This window comes from Kiloniella sp., from assembly GCF_965205715.1.
GTDB lineage: Bacteria > Pseudomonadota > Alphaproteobacteria > Kiloniellales > Kiloniellaceae > Kiloniella.
Window position 1 is genome coordinate 24,523 of the sequence record NZ_CBDBHW010000006.1, and the last position, 13,019, is coordinate 37,541.

12 protein-coding genes and 1 pseudogene are annotated in these 13,019 nt (G+C 43.9%); 8 read left to right on the forward strand and 5 right to left on the reverse strand.

Annotation, left to right across the window (positions count from 1 at the left end):
• The first annotated feature begins 6 nt into the window (after window positions 1-6).
• Window positions 7-645: a GDSL-type esterase/lipase family protein gene (locus ACOGW3_RS04650; protein ID WP_419901905.1), complete on the forward strand. Its 639-nt coding sequence runs from the start codon at window positions 7-9 to the stop codon at window positions 643-645.
• Between the two features lie 23 nt (window positions 646-668).
• On the opposite strand, the gene ACOGW3_RS04655 is transcribed toward ACOGW3_RS04650, so the two are convergent.
• Window positions 669-1,127: an Lrp/AsnC family transcriptional regulator gene (locus ACOGW3_RS04655; RefSeq protein ID WP_419901906.1), complete on the reverse strand. Its 459-nt coding sequence runs from the start codon at window positions 1,125-1,127 to the stop codon at window positions 669-671.
• A gap of 193 nt (window positions 1,128-1,320) precedes the next feature.
• On the opposite strand from ACOGW3_RS04655, the gene ACOGW3_RS04660 reads away from it, so the two are divergent.
• Window positions 1,321-2,226 carry a DMT family transporter gene (locus tag ACOGW3_RS04660; protein ID WP_419901907.1) on the forward strand — a complete coding sequence of 302 codons (906 nt, stop codon included), beginning with the start codon at window positions 1,321-1,323 and terminating at the stop codon, window positions 2,224-2,226.
• Window positions 2,227-2,336: 110 nt separating this feature from the next.
• Window positions 2,337-4,337 (forward strand): hydantoinase/oxoprolinase N-terminal domain-containing protein, encoded by a 2,001-nt coding sequence (locus ACOGW3_RS04665; protein ID WP_419901908.1) that lies wholly within the window; start codon window positions 2,337-2,339, stop codon window positions 4,335-4,337.
• A 27-nt stretch (window positions 4,338-4,364) separates the two neighbouring features.
• On the opposite strand, the gene ACOGW3_RS04670 is transcribed toward ACOGW3_RS04665, so the two are convergent.
• Window positions 4,365-4,781 (reverse strand): PilZ domain-containing protein, encoded by a 417-nt coding sequence (locus ACOGW3_RS04670; protein ID WP_419901909.1) that lies wholly within the window; start codon window positions 4,779-4,781, stop codon window positions 4,365-4,367.
• A 133-nt stretch (window positions 4,782-4,914) separates the two neighbouring features.
• Here ACOGW3_RS04670 and ACOGW3_RS04675 point away from each other — a divergent pair, with 133 nt between their 5' ends.
• Window positions 4,915-5,880 carry a lipid II:glycine glycyltransferase FemX gene (locus ACOGW3_RS04675; RefSeq protein ID WP_419901910.1) on the forward strand — a complete coding sequence of 322 codons (966 nt, stop codon included), beginning with the start codon at window positions 4,915-4,917 and terminating at the stop codon, window positions 5,878-5,880.
• Window positions 5,881-5,892: 12 nt separating this feature from the next.
• Here the strand turns inward: ACOGW3_RS04675 and ACOGW3_RS04680 are convergent, their stop codons facing one another.
• The gene (locus ACOGW3_RS04680; RefSeq protein ID WP_419901911.1) at window positions 5,893-7,053 is read right to left on the reverse strand and encodes a YeeE/YedE family protein; all 1,161 of its coding nucleotides are present in this window, start codon (window positions 7,051-7,053) and stop codon (window positions 5,893-5,895) included.
• A gap of 277 nt (window positions 7,054-7,330) precedes the next feature.
• On the opposite strand from ACOGW3_RS04680, the gene ACOGW3_RS04685 reads away from it, so the two are divergent.
• Entirely contained in the window at window positions 7,331-8,710 is a 1,380-nt protein-coding gene (locus ACOGW3_RS04685; RefSeq protein ID WP_419901912.1) for a tetratricopeptide repeat protein, read from the forward strand.
• A gap of 39 nt (window positions 8,711-8,749) precedes the next feature.
• On the opposite strand, the gene ACOGW3_RS04690 is transcribed toward ACOGW3_RS04685, so the two are convergent.
• On the reverse strand, window positions 8,750-10,081 hold the full coding sequence (locus ACOGW3_RS04690) for an NAD(P)/FAD-dependent oxidoreductase (RefSeq protein ID WP_419901913.1): 1,332 nt from the start codon (window positions 10,079-10,081) through the stop codon (window positions 8,750-8,752).
• A 416-nt stretch (window positions 10,082-10,497) separates the two neighbouring features.
• On the opposite strand from ACOGW3_RS04690, the gene ACOGW3_RS04695 reads away from it, so the two are divergent.
• The 3 genes from ACOGW3_RS04695 (at window position 10,498) to ACOGW3_RS04705 (ending at window position 12,035) form a co-directional block, all read left to right on the forward strand.
• The gene (locus tag ACOGW3_RS04695) at window positions 10,498-11,229 is read left to right on the forward strand and encodes a substrate-binding periplasmic protein (protein WP_419901914.1); all 732 of its coding nucleotides are present in this window, start codon (window positions 10,498-10,500) and stop codon (window positions 11,227-11,229) included.
• A gap of 94 nt (window positions 11,230-11,323) precedes the next feature.
• Window positions 11,324-11,563, forward strand: a complete 240-nt coding sequence (locus ACOGW3_RS04700) for a DUF2798 domain-containing protein (protein WP_419901915.1) — start codon at window positions 11,324-11,326, stop codon at window positions 11,561-11,563.
• Window positions 11,564-11,651: 88 nt separating this feature from the next.
• A complete protein-coding gene (locus ACOGW3_RS04705) occupies window positions 11,652-12,035 on the forward strand; it encodes a DUF1761 domain-containing protein (RefSeq protein ID WP_419901916.1) in 384 nt (127 codons plus the stop codon).
• 29 nt (window positions 12,036-12,064) lie between these two features.
• On the opposite strand, the pseudogene ACOGW3_RS04710 reads toward ACOGW3_RS04705, so the two are convergent.
• Window positions 12,065-12,994: pseudogene (locus tag ACOGW3_RS04710) on the reverse strand (alpha/beta hydrolase).
• Between the last annotated feature and the right edge of the window lie 25 nt (window positions 12,995-13,019).

The window sequence follows — 13,019 nt, forward strand, 5'->3', positions numbered from 1 at the left end:
ATTGAAATGAAACGCGTTTGTTTTGTTGGTGCCTCCATTATGGAAGGCATGGGCGACGAAGAGAAACTTGGGATGCCAGGACGGCTTGCGCGTCTTGAGACTCAGAACGACACCCCCATTATTCATTATAATCTTGGTGTTCGTGGCCAGACAATTCGCGAGATATCTGCAAGGGCCACCGCTGAATGTAATGCCCGATTGGTTACTCCTGAAACTGACTTTATCGTATTCGCTACGGGATCAAACGATTTTGCGCGAACAGAAACTGGTATCCCCCGGACACCCCGACACCGGGCGATGAAACATTTCAGAGAACTTGTACTTGATTTAAGAAGAATCGCCCCCTTAATGGTGTTTGGCCCAACACCTGTGGACGAAGAGAAAATGCCTTTTCTATCCTCACTAACCGGTATGAGTTTTGATTTTAATAACGAAGATCTTCTTGGGGGAGCAGATGAATACCAGAAGATCTGCGAAGAAGAAAAAATCCCCTTCCTTAACATGCATAAAGCGCTAAACAAGGACAGAGACTATATGGAAGGGTTAAGAAATAACGACGGATTGCATTCTACAGGTATCGGATATCAAGCAATGGCTCTGGCAGTTCATCATTCGCTCCAGTGGAAAGAGCTTCACAGGGTATAAATCCATATTTGAATGTGTTTGACTTAAATTGGAATTTCGAGGCCAACCTTAACTTTCTCCATAACAACAGTCGTCTCAAATTCTTTAATCGCTGGTTTATCAAAAAATAATCTACGCGTGAATTGCTCATAAGCTTCCATATCTTTGACCGTCACGATTGCAACAAAGTCGAAAGCGCCGGTTACATTGTAGCACTGTTGAATTTCTGGCAGGACAATGAGGTCTTGTTTTAGTCGGTCAAGCACCTCGGCACCACAACGCCCAACGACCAGTTGTACGATTAAGGTAACAGGCTTACCTGCAATTTCAGGATTTATGACAGCCACTTCCTTTTTAATGGCACCAGAATCTCTTAAACGTTTGATACGACGCTGACAGGCCGTAGCAGAAAGCCCTACTTTCTCGGCTATATACTCCGATTTAAAACGAGTGTTTTCTTGTAAACATCGCAATATCGCTTTATCGAAATTGTCTATCGTCATAACTCGCTTTCCGGCTTAACTTTTGTGTGTACTTAAGAGACCTGGGTCGTTAAAACTCATGTATGGCTCTTTTATGCAGTTTTTATACGCATAAACCACTTATTTTGCAGCCGATCATTTTTTATTCCCAGTAATATGCTTCCAGTTAATGAAGGAATTTCCTTTAGTAAAATTGGCGGACCAGGAACAAGTAATGTTAAATACACTCAAAGCAGATCAAAATACACTGACTATGGGTATAGTTTACGGCCTAATGGCCGCTTTACTATGGGGGGCCTGGCCTGTTGTTTCCAGTCTTGGTCTAAAGCAAAATACCCTAACGCCTTATGATATAACCGCATTACGGTTTGCTGTTTCCGGGACTGTTTTACTTCCTCTCGTTTTACGCAAAGGTTTTGGCAACATAGGATGGGCAGGCGCCTTACTTTTTGCCTTTGGTGCAGGCGCCCCTTACATGCTCATCACAGTAACAGGGCTAAACTATGCCCCAGCCAGTCATATGGGGATAATCGCGCCCAGTTGCATGATGACCATCTCAACAATAGGAAGCTGGTTTATCCTGGGAGATCGCCCAAATAAAAATCGTTTATTTGGACTCGCAATCGTTATTCTTGGCGTTGCCATTCTCGGCTGGCAAGGTCTATCCGCTGCAGGGGAAGATCAGTGGATGGGGCATCTTCTTTTTGTTGCAGGTGGAGGATGCTGGGCTTGCTATACTGTAAGCACAAAGTATTTCCAAGCAGACCCTCTACATGCCACAGCCCTTGTCGCCGTCTTATCAATGGTTATCTATCTCCCCCTATACTTCTTGTTTGGTGACCCACAAATTTTCACGGCCCCAATAAAAGAGTCCCTGTTCCAGGGCATCTTCCAGGGTTTTGGCTCTGCCATACTCGCCCTTTTGTTTTACACAAAAGCAGTTGCCTTGCTTGGTGCATCACGTGGCGCAGTATTCGCAGCTCTTGTCCCTGGAATTGCTGTCATACTGGCGTTTCCAGTACTTAGAGAGGAGCCAACAATCGTAGAAATAATCGGCGTTTGTGTTGTAACAATGGGCATGGTTGCCGCGCTTGGGCTAATTAAATTTAGGAAAAGCTGATCGCGTTTTCCTATTTGCGCCAAATGATTTCGTCGTTTTTAGTGAAGCAGCTGCCCGAGTAATTTGCTAGGTCTTTCGCATCATAAGAAATTTTCAGGGAATACCGAGTAATGTTGTTAGGGATTGATACAGGTGGCACTTATACAGATGCCGTCCTTTTTAATGAAGAAGAAGGTGTTCTTCGCACCGCCAAATCCCTTACAACAAAGCACAACCTTTCCCTAGGTATCTGTGACGCCGTAAATACCATTTTGGACGAGGAAGGCGATCACATCCGAATGGTATCGCTTTCGACAACACTGGCGACCAATGCGATTGTCGAAGCACATGGCAGTCCGGTTTGCCTCATTCTTATTGGGTATGATGAAGGCGCTCTTCAACGCTCAAATCTTGGTGAAGCGGTTGGTAAAAACCCCTGCCTATTCATTCAGGGTGGCCACTCTCCAATGGGCGATGAGCAGGCACCATTAGACATAAAAGCTGTCGAAGAAGCCGTAAAAAAGTATGCACCCTCTGTATCCTCCTTTGCCATTGCCGGGTATTTTTCAGTAAGAAATGCCTCTCACGAAGAAGCGGTTCGGGACATAATTTTCAAGGAAACAAATCTTCCAGTCTCTTGCGCTCACGAACTCTCATCCAGCCTTGATGCACCCAGACGTGCGTTAACGGCTTTGCTCAACGCCCAGCTCATCCCTCAATTACAACAGTTGGTTCTTGCGGTCGAAACAATGCTTGAGGAAAAAGCAATCAAGGCGCCCTTAATGGTGGTCAAAGGCGATGGATCCCTGATAACGGCGAAAACAGCCCTCGCTCGTCCGGTAGAGACTATCTTATCAGGTCCTGCGGCTTCAGTTGTTGGCGCGCATTATTTGTCCGGAGAAGAAAACGTTTTTGTCGTAGATATGGGCGGTACCACTACTGATATTGCCGTCTTGAAAGATGGCGAACCCCAATTGAGTAAAGAAGGCGCAATTGTTGGTGGCTGGCGGACAATGGTCGAAGCAGTTGACGTTCATACATTCGGCCTTGGGGGCGATAGTGAAATTGCACTCAACATTCCATCAAAATCCCTAACTATCGGCCCACGGCGTGTCCAACCTGTTAGCCTTTTGGCCATGCAATATCCTGAAATTCTCTCCGTTATGGAGCAACAGCTCCTTAACGATAGAGTTTGGCCAAATGATGGGCGTTTTGCCTTAAAATTGCGTGAACTCGATGCCGGTATATCTAGTCTTTCTCGGCTTGAACAAGAAATATGGGGAGGCCTTCAAGCTGGGCCAGTCGCCCTCAACAAAATCCTTGAAAGACCAGCTATGGCCCGCCCTCTTCAACGCTTGATCGATCGGGGTCTTGTTATTGTATCCGGCCTGACACCAAGTGACGCGAGCCATCTTCTCGGCCTTCAAGGTTCATGGAATAAAAAAGGCGCTGATCTATCTTCGCAACTCTTTATACGTCATGCAGAAAAAGAAGGGGTGTTCTCTAATCTAACTCCCAATACCCTTGCAGAGATGATCTACGAAAAAACTGTAACCGGATCCGCCACGACTATTTTGGAAACTGCCCTGTCGGAAATCAACTATACACCACTCGGTGAAAATCAAAAATTAGGGCAAGATCTCATCAACAATGCCCTAAGAGATAAAAGTAACAAAGACGGGCACTCAGTTATCGATATCGCGATCAATCTCGGAAGACCAATCGTTGCCACAGGCGCACCAGCGAATACTTACTACAAAGATGTTGCTACCCGTTTAAATGCGTCTCTTAACTTACCAGAACATGCAGAGGTATCCAATGCCGTCGGAGCTGTTGCAGGGGGCGTTGTTCAAAAGTTATCTGTGTTGATTTCCTCACCGGAAAAGGGACGCTATCGTGCACATATAGGTAAGGATCAGATTGATTTCACCGACAGTGAAGTCGCCATTGAATACGTGTTAACCTATGCAGAAAAAACGGTTAAAGCTCTGGCTCAGGAATGTGGTGCTACAGACATAACAGTAAAAGTCGATCGTCATGACAACGTCATAACCGATGCTGGGGGTGATAAACTCTTCATAGAGAGTCGAATATTCGCCACAGCAAAAGGCCGCCCTGTTTTGGCGGCCTAGTATATTCCAAAATTCAAAATCGGTGTATTACCTTAGGCGACCGAGAACAATTTTCTCCAAGGTGTTAAAATCCTTATTCCCGATATTAATAAAACGGGCACCGATTTTTCCTTGGCCGTGATCTGCTCGACGGATTTCAATATCAATAACAAAGGGATCGGATTTTTCTAAAATTATTTCCAACCTTGCGGAATCTCCAACCGCAAGGCCAAGCGCGGCAATATCAAGTTTTTCGCCGTCATCAAGAATGACGTCCATGCCAGCAAAATCTTCGAGGTCGGCTTCTTCACCCGATATACCAACTCCGCCTGGGCTTATATCATTAATTGTAACATTTGTACCATTAAGGCGGGCATCAAGGCCATTTAACTTGGCGGCCAAATGTACTGCTCTCCGTTGATCACGCCTTCTATCTTTATTAAATACGGCAACAACCTTCGCCATAGATCCTGTTATCCTAAGTTAATTAATCTTCATGTAGATCTACAAATAGCATGAAAATATGCAGAAAGCATTTACAAAACCCATAGTTAAGCATTATGGATACAAATAATGTTTTTCCTGCCCTGATGGTCCAATGCCAGATAAATCCTTAAACACCCCTGTTGAAATCAAGTGGAATTGTGTTTCTGTAAAGGAATGGCGGGAACTCGTTCGAAGGGCAGAAAAATCAAACTTACTTCAAAGCTGGCCTTACGCTCAGGCTGCTTTGGTAACAGAGCGATTGGTCGGTAAATTTGCAACCATCCATTACGACAACCGCATCGTTGGTATTTGCCAGGTTCTTGAGCAACGCTTGCTAAAAGTGTTTCATAAAGTCCGGCTTTATCGAGGGCCCCTCTGGCTGGAAGATAATCTTCCAGAGCATGTCCAAGAAATTTTTTGGCAGGAAATTCGAAAAAAATATCCCTCACGACTATGGCGTTTTACATATTTCCTACCTGAGACAGCAGATTCAAAAGAAAATCGTAATGTCCTGCTCAAGTCTGGTTTAAAACGGATTGATACCGATGGATATGCCTCGATTTGGCTCGATCTTACAAAGTCAGAAAATGATCTCAAAGCAAACCTAAAGTCAAATTGGAGAAACCAACTTAATCAATCTTACAAAAAAGGGCTTTCACTTGAGGTTGATACGAAGGGCGATCATCTAAACTGGTTGTTAGCTCGAAATGAAATGGATAAGCAGCTAAAGGAATTTAGGGGACCGAGCCCTGCATTGGTTGGCAATTTAAAACGTTTCACCAAAGATAGAAATGATTTCCTATTATTAAGGGCGATAGAAAAAGCGACACCTGTAGCAGCCGTTTTGGTCATCCTTCACGAAGCAAGTGCAACATACCTTATCGGCTGGAATAGCTTGGAAGGAAGGAAATCAAGGGCGCATAACTATCTTATATGGAATATGATACTGGAGCTTAAGAAACGTAACATTAAATGGCTGGATCTTGGAGGCATCAACCCCAAAGAGGCCGCAGGGGTTACGGCCTTTAAACGCGGTATTGGTGGTAAAGAATTCACCCTTACGGGAAGTTACAACTAACCTTACCGGTTCTTAAAGATTGATTTTTTTCCGTATACGAACCCCGATAAGATTGCCAGCCAAAGCCGTAAAAAGCCAAAGCCACCCATGAAGACTGCCAGAAGCAACCCCACTAAAAAATGCGCCAATATTACAACCATAAGCAAGGCGGGCACCGTACCCCAACATTAGCCCCCCTATAAGTGCTGTGATAATCCCTTTAGTATTAACATTTTGAGATTTACCAAATTTTCCAGCCAAGACAGCGGCGCTCATTGCCCCTGCAATAATACCTATATTGGTCGCAGAGGAATCACTCTTAAAAAGAGATCGATCTATGGCAGCGACCCGTCCCGACCAATAAGGGATATCCGAGAGATCCGCACCAAAAAACGTAACTAATTTCCCACCCCATAAGGTAATACCTGATGTAATTCCCCAAGGATGCCCCAAAGAGGCCAACATCGCAAAATTCAACAAGGCCAGCGCAACCGCCCCCAAAACTAAAGGCCAAGGCCCCTGGGTTATACGAATAGTGAAAGAGGTTTCATTACCCCCAGCCTCAATTTGAGTGGGAACCTTTCTCTCTATCTTCCGAATAAACAAATAGAGAACGAGAAAAACAATTAAGTGAAGAACCAGGGCGAATTCCCACCCCCAAAGAGATACCATTGAAAGGGGCTTTAGCTTCGGCAGGCCATGCCAGAAGGGTAAATTAATCGTCGCGAGTACAGACCCCAGCATAAATGTTATAAGAGTTACGACCATCCGAATACTGCCACCACCAACCGTAAACAGTGTCCCACTTGCGCAACCACCCGCAATTTGCATCCCGATACCAAAGATAAAAGCTCCGACAGCAACGCCAGTACCCGCAGGAGCTACAAATCCACCAGCTCTATGGCCAAAAATGCTACCGCTATCCAATACAGGGAAAAATAGCGTAACAACGATAGCCAGCATGATAACTTGTGCCTTTAGCCCTGCTCCCCACCTTTCGGTTAGAAAACGGCGCCAGGCAGAAGTAAATCCAAAAGCAGCATGGTACAGACTAATTCCCAGTGCCACACCTAAACCTGTTGCAATAGCTGCACGTTCACCAACAAATAAATACAGGTACCCAACAATACCAACGGAAAGGATCAGGGGTATAAATCGATTTAACATTGTAACAGGACGGGAACCAACGAACATAAATGAACCTTAATCATTACGAATCTTACTGTATATTAATCCGAAAAACCCTCTCGTTCCTTTCACAATTATGTCAGATCACTGTGTCCACGAATTTTAGACTTGGACTTGGTTCAGCGAAAATCGTGACTTTTCTGCCAGTTTCAAGAAATTACTGAGATCACAGAGATCACAACCTCCTAATCCACTCAACTTTGACACCTTTTGGGCACTGGAAAACAACGGTAGTTACATGCCATATGGAGTTAAGTTATTAAATTTCCTATGGAGGCATACCGTGTTGTTTGATTGTCGTGGACACGAAGTAACAGCTTTAAACCAAAACGCCGTTGATCATTTCGACAACACTGTCTCTTTATTTTTGGCGCATTCAAAAAAGACACCTGAAGCACTTGGTCGCACTCTTGATACTGACCCGCAGATGGTTATAGCTCTCGTCTCCAAGGGGTTCTTCTATAAAATGCTTGCCAAGGTAACCACTGATCCGGTTGCCTTAGAGGCTTTGTTTAAAGCGAAACTAAGTGTCAGAGAACGCGGTGCAAACCATAGAGAAAGAGAGCTCCTTCAAGCACTCGATGACTGGTGTTATGGCGAACTGGATAAAGCCATCACCCGCCTGGATAATCTATTAGATGTCTATCCTCTTGACGCCCTGATCGTTAAACTCACCCACGCATGTCAATTTCTCCGTGGCAAAAGCCTTGAAATGCGCGCATCGACAAGCAAAGTCCTTTCTGCTTGGAACGAAGGTGTTCGAGACTATGGCTTTGTTCTTGGTTGTCACAGTTTCGGCTTGGAAGAAACCGGGTCGTATACTGAAGCTGAAAAGGTTGGTAAATACGGCGTTGAACTTGCGCCGAATGATGCCTGGGGCACCCATGCAGTCGGACACGTTCTCGAGATGTCCAACCGCCCTTCAGAGGGATTAGAATGGCTAAGCCAATATCAAGATCAGTGGGAGCAATGCAACAACTTCTCGTATCATATGCACTGGCATAAGGCTTTGTTCCATTTAGAACTTGGTCAAAAGGACGAGGTTTTAAAACTATATGATTCTTACATTCGCAAAGACCATACAGATGATTTCCGCGACATAAGCAACGGTGTTTCCCTACTTTATCGTCTGGAACTCGAAGGTGTAAATGTAGGAAGCCGTTGGGAAGAAATGGCAACCCTATCAGCAAACCATGTCAACGATCACAGCCTTGCATTTGCCGATGCGCATTATCTCCTGGCAATTTTAAGCAGCGGCAACCGCAATGCGGCTGATGCTTTTATCGATACGATGCAACAAAAAAGTATGGGGGAAGGTACTTCACAACAGGTATTTCGCGACTTTGGAATGCCGCTCGCCAAAGCAATACGCGCTTGTAAAACTGGCGATGACGATAAATGCGTTGACCTTCTTTTACCTGTTTTTGATAACCTTCAACAAATTGGTGGCAGCCACGCCCAGCGCGATGTTTTCCACCGTCTACTCATTGATGCGACAATCCGATCCGGCCGTCATTCCACTGCCAAGAACCTCCTTAACCGTCGTCTTGAGGCCCGCCCAGATAACATGTGGGCGTTAAAGCGTATGGAGAAAATTTCTCACATACCAGAGACCGGAGCATCTGAGAACAATGCTCTAAATGATATGGAAATGACGGCTTAATAGTTTAATTTATTCCTAAAATTTTAGTCCCCATAGACCTTAGGCAGCATTACTAAGGTCTATAGGGGTACCATCAACAAAACGTTTTAGCTCAAACCTCTTCAGGTCATGCCCTGTCGGTCTGCCAATCAACTGATCCGCAACGATACGCCCAATAGCGGGCCCGATACCAAACCCATGCCCACTCAAACCTGCGACAACATGGAACCCTGGAATAGAATTAACCTCAGAGATAATCGGCAGGACATCCGGTGATGTTTCAATCATCCCCGCCCATGTTTCTTCAAAAGGAGTATCTGCCAATTCAGGAACATATGCCGTAAGATTTTTGCGCATCTGATCCAATAATCTTGGATCCGGAAGCGGATTTAATACCCGTGTTTTTTCAAAGGGAGTTACGTCACCTTCACCCCAGGTACTTTTACGGCCGATATCAGAAAAGAAAGATTTATCCAGCTTAAGGGAAACATCTCGGAAAGATTTTCTCATAAGCGGTAAAAATTTAGGAAAATACCTGAAACTATTAGGTGTAATATTGTGTGTCGTGTGATCGGCTAGTGCAATTGTGTATCCACCGTCCAGTCTTTTCCGAAAGGCAATATTTTCAGAGACTGCATTTCCTTGATAAAAACCAGGTACAGGAGCCGTTCTTGCAACGCAGCCTTTAACCTTTAATTGAGGTAGATAAACGTTATGGTGTCCAGCAAGGAGAGAAGACCAAGCCCCAGCTGCGGATACAACACGACGCGCCCTCACTCTGCCCAACTCGGTAACAACACCCTTTAATTTTCCTGCTGATAAATCAAGAGAGCGAACAGCACAGTTTTCAATAATTTTAACATCAAGTTTTTGAGCCGCACGAGCTAATCTTGGAACCGCAACAGAAGGTTCTGCGCGACCATCACTCGCCGTATAAAGAGCCCCTTTCCAAGGACCGTTAGATTGTCCAAGAAGACTGTTGGTTTCCTGAGTACTGAGAAGTTGCGTATCTAATTGATGTTGTCGAGCAACCTCAAGCCACCGTTCATTCTCGCCCTGCATAGCATTGGTCTCAGCCAAATAAAGGCAACCAGTTTGCCGAAAGCCAAGATCGTCACCAATTTCTTGCCCAAGACCTTTCCAGATCTGAAGGCTCTCTTTCATGATCGGAAGCTCAGAGGGATGACGTCCCTGTTGACGTACCCACCCCCAATTACGGCTCGATTGTTCCCCTGCCACACGACCTTTTTCGCAAACAAGGACAGATACCCCCTGCTTACCCAGGAAGTACGCAATAGAAATACCGATAATGCCTGCGCCAATTACAACGATATCAACTGCTTCAGGTAATTTATCCCTGAATGTAATTGGCGTTTTGTCATTTATTACCATTACCAAACTCAAAAAACACACCGACAAGAGAAATTTATATAGGATTTCCCGCAATCATGACAGTCTTGGGTCGTACAAATATAAAGCCTCAATTATACCAATGATTTTTTTATATTTTATTTCATAGAGTTAATACGGAATACAACATCCATCAATTATCTGTTATTCAGTACAACCTGGCCCCAAAACGCACAATAATTAGCAATTTGAATCATTATTGGCTGGTCACAATATACACAGGCACTAGATCTAGCTTTAAGTAATCAATAGCAGACCAGTAGACTCCCTCCTTCAATTCACATAGATAAAAATTAGTCTATGAACAAAATCCCTGCTATAATTCAGGCCTCAGGTGAGGTTGCCCTTAGTCGAATTACAATTGGTAATATTCTATGCTCGCGCATGAGGATAAGACTTTGTACAAGACATTCTCCATCTTACTATGCTTACTCTTCAGCCTCAGCATGACATCTTCGAGAGCCAATAACGGTTACGAACTTACCCTTACCACTGAAGAGTACCCGCCCTTCAATTTCACAGACAAAACAAATAACAAAATCACCGGGATTGTCACCGACATTGTCCGCGAGGCTTTACACAGGTCAAATATAAAGTACAGCCTGCGTTTATTGTCCTGGCAGCGTGCTATTTTTCTTGCCAGGCACAAGGAAAACACTTGTGTCTATTCGACAACAGTTACCCCGGAACGTTTACCTGAATTCAAATGGGTTGGACCTTTGATCAACAATAAATGGGTATTCATGGGCAGACGTAATTCTGCCATAACGCTGAATTCAATTGAGGATGCAAAACCATACAAAATTGGAGGTTATCTTGGGGATGCTACAGCTCTATATCTGGAAAAATTGGGTATGAATGTCGATGCAGCTGATAACGATCTGCAAAACCCCACAAAGCTTAAAATGGGTCGAATAGATTTATGGGCGACGGGACACCTTTTAGGCCCTTACTATGCCCGTGAAGCGAATGTCAAAAATCTTGAAATTATTTATATCTTCAAAGAAATTGAAATGAGTTTAGCCTGTAACAAATCTGTCCCAGATCAAGTTATATCCACTTTGAACTATACGTTAAAAAAAATGACAGAAGACGGTTTTATGCTTGAAATACAAGCGAAATACCGCTGAACAGAGCCACCCTCCACTTGAATTATTCAACTTATCAATTAAATTTAAAACCCTATGACAGTATATATCTGATAATTTATAAAAAGACCTGTTTATGAAGCCTTTCATTCCCTCCAGATTAGAATTCATCCTCTTTGGTTTTCTACTATCAGGCATGATGTCGAGTATCGTAACATTTATTGCAATGGTACAAACTATTGGCTTTACCCCTGAACTCTTGTTGGCTTGGCTAGAAACATGGCTATCGTCCTGGATCGTGGCTTTTCCTGTTGTACTCGTAGTTGCTCCATTAGTTAGAAAAACCATTCATAAATTAATTATCCCCTCGAGTTAAGCCCCCCTTCATATTATTATAATCTTGGGGTTGATTAGTCCTTTTATACGCAGACACTAAACCCAATGGTTTAATAAGGGGAAATTAGATGACTGAAATTGCGAATGTTAACTGGCTTGCAATAATTGTGGGTACACTCGTATCATTTTTTATCGGGTGGGCGTGGTATAGCCCCAAACTCTTTGGGAAAAAATGGGCTGAAGGTTCTGGGGTTTCTCTTGAAAGTGCAGAAAAAATGCCCGTATTCGCGATGGTTTCTCAGTTTATCGCTCTATTTCTTCTTGCATTGGTTATTGGGATAACAGCCACAAATAACGCATTATTCACAGCAATTTTCATGATTTTTGCAATTGCTGCTTTTATCGCTTCTGCAGGGGGTTTTGTTCGGAAATCAACTTATGCAATTGTCGTTGATTTTGCTTACATTATTGTGGCTGGCATCAGCATGATTATTATCCAAGGAATTTTTTAAAAACCTTCCACTATTAAAACAAACGTATGTCAGTTATCTGGACAAAACAAAAACCGTGGCGCATCGGCGTTGATATTTTCGGATAGATCCATTGCGGTTGCAGGAGAGAGATTACTCGCTAAAAACTCAAGCGCAGGCTCAATCTCTTTCGACCAAAGCTTCCAATCGTGATTACCGTCAATAACTCTAAGTTCTGCAGGAATTTTTCTGCTTTTCAACGCTTTGTAAAAAGCAAAAGTGCCATCGTAGAGACCAAACCAATCGTCATCCCCCACCGATAAATAGGTCGCGGGTGCATTTGATACCTTTTCCACAAGAGGAAATACGTTCTTAGTATTAAAAAGCTGTGTCGAAAACGGATCATCGAAAGCCCCTGCAAACAACTTGATTTGAACGGGCCTGAATTCATCTTCACTGCCAACATTTTCAAATATAGCAGGGCTTAACGCAGCCACAGCTGCGTAACTTTCCGGTGAAATAAAGGCAAACTTCAATGCCCCATAGCCCCCCATGGAAAGCCCTGCGACCGCTCGACCTTCTTTGCTATTTAAACTATGCAAATCGGGTTCAAGTAGCTTTGGAAGCTCGTACAACAATGCTGTTTCATATTTCCCGTGTTTAGATGAATTTACATACTAGGATTTATGTGCCGAAGGCATAACAACAATCATGGGAGAAATTCGTCCACTTGAAATCAAGTGATCGAGAGCTTGTCCAACACGGCCCGCCTTTAACCAATCCTTATGGCTCCCTCCGTAGCCGTGAAGGAGATACAAAACCGGGTAAGACAGTTCACCTTTACAATAACCATCGGGGAGATAGAGGGAATACGGCATAGGATTTGCCAAGGAGGGCAGTGTAATTACCCCGTCATCAATAACCTTGCTACCAGCAATCGCACCAGAATTTATGTAAAATATCAGAGAAAATGAAGTTACGAGAGAGCGCAATCTTAACATTGAGAATACACTTTCATATTAGATC